14 protein-coding genes, 1 tRNA gene and 3 pseudogenes are annotated in these 14,994 nt (G+C 59.9%); 13 read left to right on the forward strand and 5 right to left on the reverse strand.

Annotated features, from left to right (window positions below):
- Nucleotides 1-160: 160 nt before the first annotated feature.
- The 5 genes from AVHM3334_RS04240 to AVHM3334_RS04260 all read right to left on the reverse strand — a co-directional run bounded on the left by AVHM3334_RS04240 (nucleotide 161) and on the right by AVHM3334_RS04260 (nucleotide 4,669).
- A complete protein-coding gene (locus AVHM3334_RS04240) occupies nucleotides 161-577 on the reverse strand; it encodes a hypothetical protein (RefSeq protein WP_284409930.1) in 417 nt (138 codons plus the stop codon).
- 171 nt (nucleotides 578-748) lie between these two features.
- Nucleotides 749-1,528: a DUF1294 domain-containing protein gene (locus AVHM3334_RS04245; RefSeq protein WP_284409932.1), complete on the reverse strand. Its 780-nt coding sequence runs from the start codon at nucleotides 1,526-1,528 to the stop codon at nucleotides 749-751.
- A 3-nt stretch (nucleotides 1,529-1,531) separates the two neighbouring features.
- Nucleotides 1,532-2,413, reverse strand: a complete 882-nt coding sequence (locus AVHM3334_RS04250) for a CoA transferase (RefSeq protein WP_284409934.1) — start codon at nucleotides 2,411-2,413, stop codon at nucleotides 1,532-1,534.
- Nucleotides 2,414-2,759: 346 nt separating this feature from the next.
- Nucleotides 2,760-3,371, reverse strand: coding sequence for a nucleotidyltransferase family protein (locus tag AVHM3334_RS04255; protein WP_284409936.1), 612 nt, complete (start codon nucleotides 3,369-3,371; stop codon nucleotides 2,760-2,762).
- Between the two features lie 101 nt (nucleotides 3,372-3,472).
- Complete coding sequence (locus AVHM3334_RS04260; RefSeq protein WP_284409938.1) at nucleotides 3,473-4,669, reverse strand: amino acid aminotransferase; 1,197 nt, start codon at nucleotides 4,667-4,669, stop codon at nucleotides 3,473-3,475.
- Between the two features lie 105 nt (nucleotides 4,670-4,774).
- Between AVHM3334_RS04260 and uvrB the strand changes: the two genes are divergently transcribed.
- From uvrB to AVHM3334_RS04325, 13 genes and pseudogenes are all read left to right on the forward strand, one after another.
- Nucleotides 4,775-6,856: an excinuclease ABC subunit UvrB gene (uvrB, locus tag AVHM3334_RS04265; RefSeq protein ID WP_284409939.1), complete on the forward strand. Its 2,082-nt coding sequence runs from the start codon at nucleotides 4,775-4,777 to the stop codon at nucleotides 6,854-6,856.
- Between the two features lie 246 nt (nucleotides 6,857-7,102).
- Nucleotides 7,103-7,639: a Fe-S cluster assembly transcriptional regulator IscR gene (gene iscR, locus AVHM3334_RS04270; protein ID WP_092739258.1), complete on the forward strand. Its 537-nt coding sequence runs from the start codon at nucleotides 7,103-7,105 to the stop codon at nucleotides 7,637-7,639.
- An 89-nt stretch (nucleotides 7,640-7,728) separates the two neighbouring features.
- On the forward strand, nucleotides 7,729-8,949 hold the full coding sequence (locus tag AVHM3334_RS04275) for an IscS subfamily cysteine desulfurase (protein ID WP_284409941.1): 1,221 nt from the start codon (nucleotides 7,729-7,731) through the stop codon (nucleotides 8,947-8,949).
- 34 nt (nucleotides 8,950-8,983) lie between these two features.
- On the forward strand, nucleotides 8,984-9,382 hold the full coding sequence (gene iscU, locus AVHM3334_RS04280; RefSeq protein ID WP_284409943.1) for a Fe-S cluster assembly scaffold IscU: 399 nt from the start codon (nucleotides 8,984-8,986) through the stop codon (nucleotides 9,380-9,382).
- Between the two features lie 12 nt (nucleotides 9,383-9,394).
- Nucleotides 9,395-9,718, forward strand: a complete 324-nt coding sequence (gene iscA / locus AVHM3334_RS04285; protein WP_092739252.1) for an iron-sulfur cluster assembly protein IscA — start codon at nucleotides 9,395-9,397, stop codon at nucleotides 9,716-9,718.
- A gap of 63 nt (nucleotides 9,719-9,781) precedes the next feature.
- The gene (gene hscB, locus AVHM3334_RS04290; RefSeq protein WP_284409945.1) at nucleotides 9,782-10,300 is read left to right on the forward strand and encodes a Fe-S protein assembly co-chaperone HscB; all 519 of its coding nucleotides are present in this window, start codon (nucleotides 9,782-9,784) and stop codon (nucleotides 10,298-10,300) included.
- A 70-nt stretch (nucleotides 10,301-10,370) separates the two neighbouring features.
- Nucleotides 10,371-12,239 (forward strand): Fe-S protein assembly chaperone HscA, encoded by a 1,869-nt coding sequence (gene hscA, locus AVHM3334_RS04295; RefSeq protein WP_284409947.1) that lies wholly within the window; start codon nucleotides 10,371-10,373, stop codon nucleotides 12,237-12,239.
- An 18-nt stretch (nucleotides 12,240-12,257) separates the two neighbouring features.
- Nucleotides 12,258-12,596 carry an ISC system 2Fe-2S type ferredoxin gene (gene fdx, locus AVHM3334_RS04300; protein WP_284409949.1) on the forward strand — a complete coding sequence of 113 codons (339 nt, stop codon included), beginning with the start codon at nucleotides 12,258-12,260 and terminating at the stop codon, nucleotides 12,594-12,596.
- Complete coding sequence (gene dnaQ / locus AVHM3334_RS04305; protein WP_284409950.1) at nucleotides 12,596-13,324, forward strand: DNA polymerase III subunit epsilon; 729 nt, start codon at nucleotides 12,596-12,598, stop codon at nucleotides 13,322-13,324. Before fdx ends, dnaQ begins: the two co-directional genes overlap by 1 nt.
- A gap of 25 nt (nucleotides 13,325-13,349) precedes the next feature.
- Nucleotides 13,350-13,424, forward strand: a tRNA-Val gene (locus AVHM3334_RS04310).
- A 116-nt stretch (nucleotides 13,425-13,540) separates the two neighbouring features.
- Nucleotides 13,541-13,648, forward strand: a pseudogene (locus tag AVHM3334_RS04315) (histone deacetylase family protein); the annotation flags it as partial.
- Nucleotides 13,649-13,903: 255 nt separating this feature from the next.
- Nucleotides 13,904-14,191, forward strand: a pseudogene (locus AVHM3334_RS04320) (IS5/IS1182 family transposase); the annotation flags it as partial.
- Nucleotides 14,192-14,213: 22 nt separating this feature from the next.
- A pseudogene (locus AVHM3334_RS04325) lies at nucleotides 14,214-14,615 on the forward strand (ATP-grasp domain-containing protein); the annotation flags it as partial.
- Nucleotides 14,616-14,994 lie beyond the last annotated feature (379 nt).

Here is a 14,994-nt window from a genome sequence, read left to right on the forward strand (position 1 = left end):
CGCGGCGGGCGCTACCGCTGCGCAGGGAAAGCATCCGGCAGACGAAGCGGTAAGACAGGCCATGGCCGCACTATATCGACAGGGGCGGCAAAGGCCAAGGCGGCCAAACCCCCGAATGCCGTGCGGCACGGGGGCAGGGCGCCCCCGGCTCGGCCGTGTCTCAAGGGATGGGTTGCGGGATCAGGTCTTCGATGATGAGCCGGCGGTAATAGAACGCGGCTGCTGCGCCGTGCGGCTCCAGCGCCGCTTGCAGGGTTTCGGCATCATCGTCATCCCCGGCCTTCACCAAGAGGCCATGGTGCCCGGCGGATGCCAGATCCGAGATGCGGCGCACGATGACGCCTTCGGCACCCACCGAGGGCAGGGGCGTGTCGGCATTGCCCAGGGTGCGCACGATGTGCTGCAAGATCGCGTCGGGTGGTGCGTGGGCGATGTCGGTGCGCTCTCCGCCGGCCGACAACGCTTCGGCGGCATCTCGCGCGCCGGCCTCATCGGGAAAGAGTGCGAAGACATAGCCGGTGGGGTAGAAGGTTCCGGCCGAGGACGTCATGTCCGGGTCGAGGACGAAGGGCTTCATGGGTTTCCTCTCGCTGTGGGTTCAACGCCCATTGAGCCTTCGTCTCGACCGCAGCGCTGTAGGGCAGGGCTCGGCAGGGGTGTCGGACGCCTCCCAGTGGCGCAAGTCCGGCTCGGCAGGGATAGGGATCAAAAAGGCCTGCAGCGCAATCAATACGCCGGCATATTGCTATTAAAAATGTAGCATCATCGCGCCTTGCCAAAAAAGCACCGCCACCAGCGCGACGCAATGCACCATCACCGTTGCCCAATAGGCCGAACGAAACGATGCCTTGCTGGACTTGTGCCGCAGCCATTGCTGCGCCCACCACGCAGCGGGCCACCCGCCCAGCACGGCCAGCAGGTGCAGGCGCCTTTCGCTGGCGCGCCATCCGCCGCTCTGCGCGGCGGCCTTGTCGGCCGCATAGACGGCGAACGTCACCATATTGAGGGCCGCCTGCGCTCCGAGCCACCACATCGGCAGCCGATGCGACCAGGCACCCCAGATCAGCAAGGCAAGCCATCCGGCCATCAGCGCCAGGGCGAGTGTTCCGCCTCGGGGTACGGGCTTTTCCTGCGCGCGCGGCCGGTTCGAAGGACTTGGCGAGCGGCCGCCGGCTTCCCGGCGTGGGCCTGTTTCGGCCGCATTGCCGCCGCGGGCCTGGGAAGGGCCGCGTGCTGATACTGGCTGCGGCCGTGTGCGCGGCGGCCGGGATGGAGGGTGGTCGCCCCCAGGCCAATCAGGCCGCGCGCGTTGTGGCGACGTCGATCCGGCAGCACGCACCGCCACCGCCCGCGGCCCTTTGCCCCCGACATGGATCTCTTCATAGACGACGGCCATGCCGGCCGCAGGGGCCGCAAAACCTTGCAGGTCGCGCACATGGAAGAACACATCGGCGCCCGTATCGCCGCTGCGAATGAAGCCGAAACCGCGCGTGGCGTCCCAGCGCAGGACGGTGCCTTGCTTGTGCACCGCTCAGCCCAGCGTGTGCAGGGGAACGTCCTCGCGCGTCGCGAGGCTGTCGAGCGCGCTGCGAGTCTGCTTTCGCAAAAACGCCGCGATGCCTGCGTGGGTGCCTGGCGACCGCGGGTCAGCGCCTGAGGGCAAACCGGCCGCAGCCACGAGCCGCGCGAAGAAATGCGGCTCCAGCGCTGCAACCGCCACACGCCCGTCCGTGCAGGGATAGACCCGGTAGCCCGCATGCGCGCCGCCCACGTCGCCGTCCGGCAGGGTCAGCCCCCAGTCGCGCGGGTGGGCGAGCCACGCCGCTGCGTCCGACAACGCGATGTCAACGCACTCGCCCTGGCCCGACGCGGCGCGCGCCAGCTGCACCTGCAGCACGGCCTCGCTGGCCATCAGCGCGCCGCCCATGTCGGCGTAGAGGGTCGGGGGCAGTGCAGTGTCGGTGACCAGGCCGACGTGCGCCAGATAGGTCAGGTCATGCCCGGGCTCTTCGGCACGGGCACCGGGCGCGCCGACGATGCGCACCATCGACAACCGCGGGTAGCGGGCCTGCAGCGATTCCCAGCCCAGCCCGAGCTTGGCCAGCGCCGAGGGCCGAAACGAAGTGATGAGCACATCGGTGCGCGCCAGTTCAGCCTGCAGCTGGGCCTGGCCATCGTCCGTCTTGAGGTGCGCTTGCAGCACCCTGACGTGTTCGTGCATCGCCGCGTAGGCCCGCGGGCTGTACAACGCCATCGGGTCCGCGCTGGCGTGGCCTTCGGATGACGGGGGTTCGAGCTTGGTGCATTCGGCGCCCAGGCGCTGGCAGCGCAGCAGGGCGGCGGGCCCCGGCAGATTCAACGCCAGGCTCAGGATGCGCACACCCCGCAGGGGCAGCAGGTTGGAAAGGGTCATGGGCGGCCGATGGAAAAAGGTAAGGGGCGGTCGATGAAAGAACGGAGCAATGCGCCCCCGCACAGGCAGGTCGCGCGGCGGATCCGCAGGCACTCCGCAGCGCGTGCGGGGCCGTGTCCCCCCGGTTATACAAAATTAACCCCTGCCTTACCTGCCCTGCGGTACGCCACCGCCGCGGCCGGCGCCCGCAAAATGCATGGCTCTTCAACACGGGCTATCAGTCAGCCTTGACGGGGATGCGCTCGGCGTTTTGGAGATAGCGCATTTTTTGCTATTATTTTTATAGCTAAAGACCGCCGTATTAATTGCGCTGGAGGCCTGAAAGGCCATGAGTCCTTGACGCGGATCAGGCGGGCAGGTCCATCTCGTCTTCAATCACGAGCCAATGCCAGCGGTCCCGGTAGCTCCGGGCCTTGGCCTGAAAGAGCGCGAAATGCGGGCACTGCGGGTTGGGGCGCAGGATGCCGGCATACAGTTCCTCAAGGCCATAGGGTGCATGAAGGACCGGCGCCGCCTCGGCCGTGGCGCCAGGCTGCAGGCCTACGCAAGTGCATGGCACCAGAAATCGTTCGATGCCATGGCGAGAGGACCGCAAGGCGCTGTAGGGGTGGCCGAACCACTGCTCGTACCAAAGGTGCACGCGGGCCTGGTTCTTGGCTTCCAGGGTGATCGGCAGATCCGCGAACAGGGCCGCCACACGGGCCTGGACCTGTCGTTCCGCCGCCTCGGAAAGATCCGAGCCATCGAAATAGAACACGTCGTAGTCCTTGATGTGGGCCGTCGGCGGCAAGCCTGCCTGCAGGTTCCACACGGTCTGGAACAGGCATCCCGCCACCCCCCACGCATCGGGCAACGCCAGAAGCGGCAAACGCTCCAGAATGGCCGCGTTGTGCGGGTTCTGGAGCGTCTCGCTCACGAAGCGGCGCCGCAGCACCGCATCGGGGGTCGATGGGTCCATCCATTCAGGGCTTGCCGGCCGAGCTGTCGAAAGCGGCGTTACCGGCTGAGGCAGCCCTGCGCCCGGACCGGGTAAGGCTGACAGAACGACCCGAAGGGTCTTCAGACCACTTTGGCAATCGACTGGCAGACGTAGTCGATGTTCTTGCTGTTGAGGGCGGCGACGCACATGCGGCCCGTGTCGGTGCCGTACACGCCGAACTCGCTGCGCAGGCGCACCATCTGGTCCTTGGACAGCCCCGAGTAGCTGAACATGCCGATCTGGCTGGTGATGAACGACATGTCCTGCTTCACGCCGGCCGCCTTCAGGCCATCGACGAGCTTCTGGCGCATGGCCTTGATGCGCACGCGCATCTCGCCCAGTTCCTTTTCCCACAGGGCACGCAACTCGGGGTTGCCGAGCACGGCCGCGACGACAGCGCCGCCGTGGATGGGTGGGTTGGAATAGTTGGTGCGAATGGCGATCTTGAGCTGGCTCAGCACGCGGCTGGCTTCTTCCTTGTCGGCGCACAGCACCGACAGGCCGCCCACGCGCTCGCCGTACAGGCTGAAGCTCTTGCTGAACGAGGTGGAGACGAAGAAGTTCAGGCCGGCGGCGACGAATTTACCGATCACCGCGCCGTCTTCGGCGATGCCGTGGCCGAAGCCCTGGTAGGCCATGTCCAGGAACGGCGTCAGGCCCTTGGCCTTGACCACCGCGATCACCTGGTCCCACTGCTCGGCCGTGATGTCATAGCCGGTGGGGTTGTGGCAGCAGGCATGCAGCACGACGATGGTGCCGGCTGCAGCGGCGTTCAGGCTGGCGAGCATGCCTTCGAAGTTCACGCCGCGCTTGGCCGCATCGTAGTAGGCGTAGGTGTCGACCACGAAACCGGCGTTGGTGAACAGCGCGCGGTGGTTTTCCCAGCTCGGATCGGAGATCAGCACCTTAGCGTCGGGGCTGACCTTCTTCAGAAAGTCGGCGCCGATCTTGAGTCCACCCGTTCCGCCGATGGCCTGCACCGTGGCCACGCGGCCGGAAGTGACGGGCTCGCTGTCCGCGCCGAACACCAGGGCCTTCACGGCGTTGTCATAGGCCACGATGCCGTCGATGGGCAGGTAGCCGCGCGCGGCGGGCTTTTCCATCATGGTCTTTTCGGCCGCTTGAACGCATTGCAGCAGGGGCAGCTTGCCGTTGTCGTCGAAATACACGCCCACGCCGAGATTGACCTTGTTCGGGTTGGTGTCCGCGTTGTATTGCTCATTCAGACCCAGGATCGGGTCGCGGGGGGCCATTTCGACGGCGGTGAACAGAGACATTGAATAGTCCTTGGAGGTTGGAAATCTGACGTTGCGCCCCAAGCTGCGATAGGCTTTCGGGTCAACCGCAGATTTTAGCGGCCCACGCAAGCGGACCCTCACACCATGCACCCAGTCATCTCAGAACCCGTGACCGGCCAGTTCGTCAGCTTCGCGGACTCGCCGTTCGAGCTGTATCAGCCCTATCCCCCGGCGGGCGACCAACCCGAGGCCATCGATAAGCTCGTGGAAGGCGTCAAGGACGGCGAGGTCTTCCAGACCCTGCTGGGAGTGACGGGCTCCGGCAAGACATTCACCATGGCCAACGTGATTGCGCGGATGGGGCGCCCGGCCATCGTTTTCGCGCCCAACAAGACGCTGGCCGCCCAGCTCTACAGCGAATTCCGTGAGTTCTTTCCCAAGAACGCTGTCGAGTACTTCGTGAGCTACTACGACTATTACCAGCCGGAAGCCTATGTTCCGCAGCGCGACCTTTTCATCGAAAAGGATTCGGCGATCAACGAGCACATCGAGCAGATGCGCTTGTCTTGCACCAAGAGCCTGATGGAACGGCGCGACGTGGTCATCGTGGCCACCGTTTCGGCGATCTACGGTATCGGCGAGCCCGAGAGCTACCACCGCATGGTGATGACGCTGCGCGTGGGAGACAAGCTGAGCCAGCGCGACGTGATCGGGCAGTTGATCCGCATGCAGTACCAGCGCAACGAGCAAGATTTCAGCCGCGGCAAGTTCCGCGTGCGCGGCGACACCATCGATGTGTTTCCGGCCGAGCATTCCGAGTTGGCCATCCGCATCGAATTGTTCGACGACGAAATCGAAAGCCTGCAGCTGTTCGATCCGCTCACCGGCCGCGTCAAACAGAAGATTCCACGGTTCACGGTGTACCCGAGCAGCCATTACGTGACGCCCCGTGACAAGGTGCTCACGGCGGTGGAGACGATCAAGCTCGAGCTGGCGGAGCGCCTGGGTCAGTTCGTGTCTGAAGGCAAGCTGGTGGAGGCGCAGCGCCTTGAGCAGCGAACGCGCTTTGATCTGGAAATGCTCAGCGAAGTCGGGCATTGCAAGGGCATCGAGAACTACACGCGCCATCTATCGGGCGCTGCGCCGGGCGATCCGCCCAGCACGCTGACGGATTACCTGCCCAGCGATGCACTCATGTTCCTGGACGAGAGCCATCAAATGATCGGCCAACTCAATGCCATGTACAGCGGCGACCGCTCCCGCAAAACGACCTTGGTCGAATACGGCTTTCGATTGCCGTCGGCACTGGACAACCGGCCGCTCAAGTTCGAGGAGTTCGAGACGCGGATGCGTCAGGTGATCTTCGTCTCGGCCACACCGGCCGACTACGAAAAGACCCATTCGGGGCAGGTGGTGGACCAGGTGGTCCGACCCACCGGGCTGATCGACCCAGAAGTCGAAGTGCGCCCCGCCACACACCAGGTGGACGACGTGTTGCAGGAGATACGCATCCGCGTGGAAAAGGGTGAGCGCGTGCTTATCACCACGCTGACCAAGCGGATGGCCGAGCAATTGACGGATTATCTGAGCGACAACGGCGTCAAGGTGCGCTATCTGCACTCGGACATCGACACCGTCGAACGCGTGGAGATCATCCGCGACCTGCGTCTTGGCGCGTTCGACGTGCTGGTGGGCATCAATCTGCTGCGTGAGGGCTTGGACATTCCCGAGGTTTCGCTGGTGGCGATCCTGGATGCCGACAAAGAGGGCTTCCTACGGGCGGAGCGGAGTTTGATCCAGACGATTGGCCGCGCTGCACGTAACTTGAATGGCAAGGCCATCCTCTACGCCGACCGCGTCACCGAATCCATGAAAAAAGCCATCGGTGAAACGGAACGACGGCGCATCAAGCAGATCGCACACAACGAAGAGCACGGAATTACGCCGCGTAGCATTGTCAAGCAGGTGCGAGACCTGATTGACGGGGTCTACAGCGAAAAAGCCGGTAAGGAAGCGGATCGTCTGGAGCAGGAATCGATGCGCCGGGCGCAGGTTGAAGATATGTCCGAAAAAGACGTTGCCCGAGAAATCAAGCGACTGGAAAAGCTCATGCTGGAGCACGCCCGGAATCTGGAGTTCGAGCAAGCAGCGCGGGTTCGCGATCAATTGGGGCAACTCAAGGCACAGGCTTTCGGAGCGGCAGGCGGCGATCACGTTGCGTTGTGACGGCCTCGCCAGCGACGGATCGGGAGGAAAAGTGACTGATGGGTTTTGTTACCCGACAAAAACAATAGGGATTTGTGCTATACTTGGGTGAAGTACTCAACAAAACAGCCCAACGATGAAGGGCTCCCAAGTCTCTGCCTTCAAGCGTGAGACACGGAGTTAGGGGCGGAGACGGTGCCTCAGGCGGCAATCATGTTGCCTCGGGGCGTTTCTATAACGAACAAGCCTGAAGACAAGGAGCTTGCGATGCGTCTCACTACCAAAGGCCGTTTTGCGGTCACCGCCATGATCGATCTGGCCCTGCGCCAGAACAATGGCCCTGTCACTCTGGCGGCGATCAGCCAGCGGCAACAAATTTCGCTCTCGTACCTGGAGCAATTGTTCGGCAAACTGCGCCGACATGAGCTCGTCGAATCCACGCGCGGACCTGGTGGCGGCTACACCCTGGCACGCAAGGCGGCAGACATCACTGTGGCGGACATCATCGTCTCCGTGGATGAGCCGATCGATGCCACGCAATGTGGGGGCAAGGAAAACTGCCTGGGCGAAGCAGGTCGCTGCATGACGCATGAACTCTGGGCCTCACTGAACCAGCGCATGGTCGAGTTCCTGGATTCGGTCACGCTCCAAAAGTTGGTGGACGACCAACTGGCAAAAGGCGTGCAGATCGAAGACAAACCTGTGGTGCGCCGCGCCATTTCCACCACGCCGGTCGTCAAGCCGATTCGCGTCAACGCGCCCAATTCGGTTTTCGCGTTGGGCAACGTGTTCGCCAAATCGTGATCGGATGCCCGGCTTGCGCCGGGCTATCGCCACACGCCGGATTTTTTGATTTCTGACTCTCGCCAGCCAGACACTTTACTGAGCCAGCCATGGACATGACCCCGCACTTTCCAATCTACCTCGACTACGGTGCCACCACACCAGTGGACCCGAGGGTCGTGGACGCCATGATTCCCTGGTTGCGGGAGCACTTCGGCAATCCCGCATCGCGGAGCCATGCGTGGGGTTGGGAGGCTGAGGAAGCGGTTGAAAATGCCCGCGTTGAAGTCGCTCGTTTGATCAACGCCGATCCTCGTGAAATCGTTTGGACAAGCGGAGCGACCGAGTCCAATAATCTCGCCATCAAAGGGGCAGGGCAGTTCTACAAAGGCAAGGGAAAACATCTCATCACGGTGAAAACCGAGCACAAAGCGGTGCTGGACACGATGCGTGAGATGGAGCGTCAAGGTTTTGAAGTGACCTACTTGGACGTCCAGGAAAATGGCCTGCTTGATTTTGAAGTTCTCAAAGCAGCCATTCGCCCTGACACCATCTTGCTGAGCGTGATGTTCGTCAACAACGAGATTGGCGTCATTCAGGATCTGTATGCCATTGGCGCAATGTGCCGAGAAAAAGGCATCATCTTCCATGTCGATGCGGCTCAGGCCACAGGCAAGGTGGATATTGATCTATCGACACTGCCAGTGGATCTAATGAGTCTGGCGTCGCACAAAACGTATGGCCCCAAAGGCATCGGTGCGTTGTATGTGCGCCGCAAGCCCCGCGTACGCCTGGAGGCCCAAATGCACGGTGGCGGGCATGAGCGCGGCATGCGTTCCGGCACTTTGCCGACGCACCAGATCGTGGGTATGGGAGAGGCTTTCCGCATTGCTCGCGAAGAAATGGCGCAAGACTTGGCGAAAGCCAAGGCGTTGCAAAAGCGTCTATTGGACGGCTTGCAAGACATCGAGCAGGTATTTGTCAATGGGGACATGGAGCATCGTGTCCCTCACAACCTGAACATCAGCTTCAACTATGTCGAAGGCGAATCGCTGATCATGGGAATCAAAGGATTGGCGGTCTCGTCGGGCTCTGCCTGCACATCTGCCAGCCTGGAGCCTAGCTATGTCCTGCGTGCCTTGGGGCGAAGTGATGAGTTGGCGCACAGCAGCTTGCGCATGACCATCGGTCGCTTCACGACCGAAGAGGAAATCGACTATGCGGTGTCCACTATTCGCCTTAACGTGGCGAAATTGCGTGAACTCAGCCCGTTGTGGGAAATGTACAAAGACGGCGTGGACATCAGCGCCATTCAGTGGGCCGCGCATTGATCGCGACGCACACCAGATTCAAGAGGTAAACATCATGGCTTATTCAGACAAAGTGATCGACCATTACGAGAATCCCCGCAACGTAGGGTCGTTCGACAAAGGTGATGATTCGGTGGGTACGGGCATGGTGGGTGCGCCTGCCTGCGGCGACGTCATGAAGCTGCAGATCAAGGTCAATCCAGAAACCGGCGTGATCGAAGACGCCCGCTTCAAGACCTATGGTTGTGGCTCTGCCATTGCTTCCTCTTCTCTCGTCACCGAATGGGTCAAGGGTAAAACGCTGGACGAAGCTGCAGCGCTCAAGAACGCCGAAATTGCGCAGGAACTGGCCTTGCCTCCTGTCAAGATTCATTGCTCCATTCTTGCGGAAGACGCTATCAAGGCAGCCGTGCAAGACTACAAGGCCAAGCACTCTGCTATGGCTGCTGCTTGAGCGGATGGTGACATGGCAATCACGTTGACCGAAGCTGCGGCACGACATGTGAGCCGTTATCTGTCTCGCCGTGGCAAGGGTGTCGGAGTCCGGCTGGGCGTGAAGACGACCGGCTGCTCTGGCTTGGCCTACAAGCTGGAATATGTGGATGAGCAGGGTCCGGAAGACATGGTCTTCGAAGACCATGGTGTGAAAGTTCTCATCGATCCGAAAAGTCTGGCCTACATCGATGGGACCCAGCTTGATTTTGTGCGTGAGGGTTTGAACGAAGGTTTCAAATTCAATAATCCAAACGAGCGGGATCGATGCGGATGCGGGGAGAGCTTTAGGGTCTGACACTTCTTTCACCGTTGCCTATCAACCGCCAACGCATTCCGTGCTGGCGGTTTTTTTCTTGACATGAACCTTCAATCCGACGACTTTGAATTGTTCGGCGTGCCACGCCAATTTGCCCAGGATCGATCCTTCATCGATGCGCGGTGGAAAGAGTTGCAGCGTGAGGCGCATCCGGACCGATTTGCCATGCATGGCGCTGCGGCGCAGCGCAAGGCAATGCAATGGTCGGTGCGGATCAACGAGGCATATCAGCGCATCAAAGACCCCCTTAAGCGGGCTGCATACCTCTGCGAGCTTGGCGGTGCTCCTATAAGGGCTGAAGACAACACGGCCATGCCAACTGTGTTTTTGATGCAGCAAATGGAGTGGCGCGAAGCTCTGGACGATGCAGCCAGCGCCTCTGCATTTGATGAATTGGATCAAACCGTCCTGCAAGCTCGTTCAACTGCGCTGCAGTGTTGCGAGCAATTGCTGGACATCCAGCATGACTACGTTGCGGCTGCCAACGAAGTCAGAGCCCTCATGTTCATTGCGCGATTTGCGGACGATATTGATCGCCGCCGGGACGCACTAAGACAATAGCTGTCCTCTGTCGACCAAATGGATGCGGCAGCCACCTTGTTGCCGCACCTGCACCTCAAAAAAAGAACCCATGGCGCTTTTACAGATTTCAGAACCTGGCCAATCACCCGATCCACACCAGAGGCGCATTGCCGTCGGGATCGATCTGGGCACAACGCATTCCTTGATAGCAGCGGTGCGCAATGGTGTGGCCGAATGTTTGCCAGATGGCGCAGGTCGAGTGTTGCTGCCATCTGTCGTGCGTTATCTGGGTCAGGGGAAGCGGCAGATTGGTTATGAGGCTGCGGCGGCGCAAGCTTCGGATGCCCGCAATACGATTGCTTCTGTCAAACGCTTCATGGGGCGCGGCTTGCAAGACGTGGCTCATCCAGAGAAGCTTCCCTACGAGTTTTTGATGTCAGAGGGCGTCGAAGGCGGCATGGTCTCTTTGAAAACGGTAGATGGGGTTAAGTCGCCAGTGGAAGTGAGTGCCGAAATTCTCGCGACGCTGCGCTACCGTGCCGAAGACTCCTTCAACGACGAGATCCACGGCGCGGTCATTACGGTGCCGGCTTACTTCGATGACGCACAGCGCCAAGCCACCAAGGATGCGGCACGCCTTGCTGGTTTGAACCTTTTGCGCCTCATCAATGAGCCAACTGCGGCAGCGATCGCTTATGGGCTCGACAATGCGAGCGAAGGCGTTTACGCGGTGTACGACCTGGGTGGCGGCACATTCGACATCTCCATTCTGCGCTTGACACAAGGCGTATTCGAAGTGATTGCCACTGGTGGAGATTCCGCTTTGGGTGGGGACGATTACGACGCGGCGCTGGCTGAATGGGTGCTGCAACAAAAGGGCGTGGCGGCAACAACGCCGCAAGACAAAGCGGAAGTTCGTCTGGCCGCTCGTGCTTGCAAAGAGGCGCTGAGCGCTGCAGATTCCAGCACTTTCATTGCTGAAGTATCGGGCGTGAGTATTGCAGCGGAGGTGCGGCGTTCCGACTTCGAGATGGCTACCGCAGGGCTGACCCAGCGCTCGATTGCTGCGGCAAGGCGCACTCTTCGCGATGCCCAACTGCCACCACAGGAAATTCAAGGCGTAGTGATGGTGGGGGGCTCGACACGCATGCCCCAAGTGCAGCATGCCGTGCGAGAGTTTTTCGGTTCGGAGCCCTTGAGTAATCTCAATCCTGATGAAGTGGTAGCTCTGGGTGCGGCTCTACAGGCCAATCAGTTGGCAGGGAACAATCCATCCGGCGACATGCTGCTGCTGGATGTGATTCCTTTGTCGCTAGGCATCGAAACCATGGGCGGGCTGGTGGAGCGAATCGTTTCCCGCAATGAGACCATTCCCACTGCCAAGGCGCAGGACTTCACCACCTACAAAGACGGTCAAACGGCTTTGGCTGTTCATGTGGTCCAGGGCGAGCGGGACTTGGTGGCTGACTGCCGAAGCTTGGCCCGGTTCGAACTCCGTGGCATTCCACCGATGGCAGCTGGAGCAGCCCGCATTCGGGTCACGTTCACCGTCGATGCCGACGGCTTGTTGAGCGTCAGTGCCAAAGAGCAAGGCAGTGGCGTGGAAGCGCGTGTCGACGTCAAACCGTCTTATGGATTGTCCGACGACCATATTGCTAGGATGCTGCAAGAAGGATTCGTTACCGCAGCGCAAGACATGCGCGCGCGGGCCTTGGTCGAAGCACGGGTGGACGCGGACCGCATGTTGATGGCTACGCAAAGCGCATTGGAGGCCGATGCTGACTTGCTCAATGCCGCTGAACGCGACGCAATCAGTGAGCTACTGGAAGCGTTGCGTATTGCGCGTGATCTGGATGACGCCGCCATCATCGAAGCAGCGACCCAAGCACTGGCCCATGGTACCGAGTCGTTTGCGGCGCAGCGAATGAATCGCGGCATTCAGCAAGCCCTTGGCGGCAAGAATGTGCAGAACCTCTAATCGAGACAACCCAGTCCAATGCCTGTCATCAAAATATTGCCCCACTCCGAATACTGCCCAGGAGGCACGCAGATCACCGCTGCGTCCGGTACTTCAATTTGCGAAGCCTTGCTCGACAACGGCATCAAGATCGAGCACGCATGCGATATGAGTTGTGCATGCACGACTTGCCACGTGATCGTGCGAGAGGGCGGTGCTTCGCTCAATGAAGCCGAAGAGGAAGAAGAAGATCTTTTGGACAGGGCTTGGGGCTTGGAGCCGCAATCCCGGCTCAGCTGCCAGGCCATCCTGGCTCAGAGCGATGTAACGGTAGAGATACCCAAATACACCATCAATCATGCCAAGGAGAATCACTGATGTCGCGGCAGATCGTTCTGGACACCGAAACCACTGGTCTGTCGGCAGAGGGTGGGGATCGCATCATCGAACTGGGCTGCGTGGAATTGCTGAATCGCAAGCTCACAGGCAACAACCTGCATCTGTACTTCAATCCAGGCCGTGACAGCCATGAAGATGCGCTCAAGGTGCACGGCATCAGCAATGAGTTCTTGAGGGACAAGCCGAAATTTGCGGAGATGGCTGATGACATCCTTCAATATCTGCAGGGAGCTGAAATCATCATCCACAACGCAGCATTCGATGTCGGCTTCCTTAACAAAGAGCTTGAGCTGACAGGCCGCCCGGGGTTCAAGACCTATGTAGAGAGCGTGACCGACACGCTCGTGATGGCCAAGGAGATGTTTCCCGGCAAGCGCAACTCGCTCGATGCATTGTGTGACCGGCTGGGGGTCGACAATTCGGCCCGTACTTTGCATGGAGCCCTTCTGGACGCGGAACTGCTGGCAGACGTCTACATCAACTTGACGCGCGGCCAAGATCCATTGCTCATCTCCGACGAAGAGAGCGAGGTCAAGTCCGGCATTCGTGTGGCTCCAGTCGATTTGAGCGCCATGGTTTTGCAAGTGCTGACAGCGAGCGAGCAAGAGTTGTCCCTGCATGAAGAGACACTCGTTCAGATCGACAAGGCAAGCGGAGGCAAAACAATTTGGCGTGTTGAGTCCGAGGCAGAAAAAGCTGTGCCATAATCGCTGGCCTGTCGCAAGATAACACGGGTGATTAGCTCAGCGGTAGAGCACTGCCTTCACACGGCAGGGGTCACATGTTCGATCCATGTATCACCCACCATATTGAACCCCTGCAGGCCTCGTCTGCAGGGGTTTTTTGTTGCTTGATCGTTGTTCGCACGTGCCACCTTGGCCTTCGGCCACAATGAGTGGTTTCGACTTCGAACCTGACAGACGATGCTCACCTTTCACAATCCTCTGCACGCCGCCCATGCTCCTGTGCATGAGTTCTTTCGTGGTGATCGCGTGCCATGCTTTGAGACGCCGGCGCGCCAGGGTTATGTAGTCCGTCCTGAACAATTCGCAAGTTGTTGATCTTGCTTGCAGTTCTTGGGGTTGATGGCCGCAGCCTTTGCAAGGTATGGTTCTGCCAATACCTGTTTTCTTGCAAATTCCTCCGGAGATTCCATGGGTCCGAAGCCTTCGCAGCCGCAAACGGCCGAGCTGTTCCGTCCAAGGTTGGACGAGTTGATCAACATGCGTCACCCGCTGGTCAAGCTGGCCGCGCAGATCGGGCGCTACGCGCAAGCCAAGCAGTTGTCAGGCCAAAAGCGTGGCATCACGCGAACGCTCAAGGCCATGATCAAAAGGCGCAGTGCCATCGAGCCCGCCATTGGGCACATGAAGATGGATGGGCGACTTGCCCGCAACCCGCTCAAGGGCGCGCTGGGCGATGCGCTGCATGCGGTGATGTGCGGTGCCGGGCACGACCTGCGCCTGATCCTGGCCGCGCTGCGGCTTTTTTGCGCCCGATTCGGGCTGCCGATGCAGGCGGTCATCGCGGCATTGATCGCCGCACACGGTGACCGCCGACCTGTCTGCTGCTGAGAGCAGAATTGTTCAGGGCGGACTCAATAAGGACGGATCTCAGAGCGTGATGGTCCAGAAGTTCCTTCCTGAGATCGTGGATGGTGACAAGCGTGTACTCATCATTGGCGGGAAACCTGTTCCTTATTGCTTGGCGCGGATTCCTCAAGGCACTGAAGTGCGGGGCAATCTTGCGGCGGGAGGCAAGGGTGTGGCGAAAGCACTGACCTTACGCGACAACGAAATCGCTACTTCGCTTGGCGCCGTTCTTCAGAGCAGAGGATTGCTGTTGGCTGGAGTGGATGTGATTGGCGGCTGCGTCACTGAAATCAACGTTACCAGTCCCACATGCTTCCAGGAAATTTACGACCAGACGGGGTGCGATGTCGCCTCGCTGTTTGTTGATGCGTTGGAGGTCGAAATCATGGCTGTAGGCGGCAAATGATTTTTCTGTGGTCATCCTCCTACGAGGATGAGTTTTGTGGGCTATACTAGCGGGCTTGGCAGGGTCGAAGGGCGGCGAGAGTTGCTTGGAGAGGCTGACAAGAAAGGTTGGTTTTGAGTTGTGGCCGGGTAAAAATTCGGTATATAATTCGGGGCTTCGCTGATTGGATTAGTTGCCGAAAGCGGCAATTAATTAAAACGACGAAAGACCTTCGAGTTTGACGGGACTTTAAAAAACCTGTTATAATTAGAGGCTCTGCTGATTGCGGTAGAGTTTGAAACAAAGAAGAAATTCTGGTTTCGGTTCCTTAAAAATATACAGCCGATAAGCGTGGGCGTTTGATGGCGAGTGCCAAGTTCTTTGGAACTAGTGCTTAGCA

Source organism: Acidovorax sp. SUPP3334 (assembly GCF_030159055.1).
Classification (GTDB): domain Bacteria; phylum Pseudomonadota; class Gammaproteobacteria; order Burkholderiales; family Burkholderiaceae_C; genus Paracidovorax.

What these genes read in the sequence shown, in the direction of transcription:
- AVHM3334_RS04240 (WP_284409930.1), bottom strand. Translation starts at nt 577, where the DNA reads ATGAAGCCCTTCGTCCTCGACCCGGACATGACGTCCTCGGCCGGAACC.
- AVHM3334_RS04250 (WP_284409934.1), bottom strand. Translation starts at nt 2,413, where the DNA reads ATGACCCTTTCCAACCTGCTGCCCCTGCGGGGTGTGCGCATCCTGAGC.
- AVHM3334_RS04255 (WP_284409936.1), bottom strand. Translation starts at nt 3,371, where the DNA reads ATGGACCCATCGACCCCCGATGCGGTGCTGCGGCGCCGCTTCGTGAGC.
- AVHM3334_RS04260 (WP_284409938.1), bottom strand. Translation starts at nt 4,669, where the DNA reads ATGTCTCTGTTCACCGCCGTCGAAATGGCCCCCCGCGACCCGATCCTG.
- uvrB (WP_284409939.1), top strand. Translation starts at nt 4,775, where the DNA reads ATGCACCCAGTCATCTCAGAACCCGTGACCGGCCAGTTCGTCAGCTTC.
- iscR (WP_092739258.1), top strand. Translation starts at nt 7,103, where the DNA reads ATGCGTCTCACTACCAAAGGCCGTTTTGCGGTCACCGCCATGATCGAT.
- AVHM3334_RS04275 (WP_284409941.1), top strand. Translation starts at nt 7,729, where the DNA reads ATGGACATGACCCCGCACTTTCCAATCTACCTCGACTACGGTGCCACC.
- iscU (WP_284409943.1), top strand. Translation starts at nt 8,984, where the DNA reads ATGGCTTATTCAGACAAAGTGATCGACCATTACGAGAATCCCCGCAAC.
- iscA (WP_092739252.1), top strand. Translation starts at nt 9,395, where the DNA reads ATGGCAATCACGTTGACCGAAGCTGCGGCACGACATGTGAGCCGTTAT.
- hscB (WP_284409945.1), top strand. Translation starts at nt 9,782, where the DNA reads ATGAACCTTCAATCCGACGACTTTGAATTGTTCGGCGTGCCACGCCAA.
- hscA (WP_284409947.1), top strand. Translation starts at nt 10,371, where the DNA reads ATGGCGCTTTTACAGATTTCAGAACCTGGCCAATCACCCGATCCACAC.
- fdx (WP_284409949.1), top strand. Translation starts at nt 12,258, where the DNA reads ATGCCTGTCATCAAAATATTGCCCCACTCCGAATACTGCCCAGGAGGC.
- dnaQ (WP_284409950.1), top strand. Translation starts at nt 12,596, where the DNA reads ATGTCGCGGCAGATCGTTCTGGACACCGAAACCACTGGTCTGTCGGCA.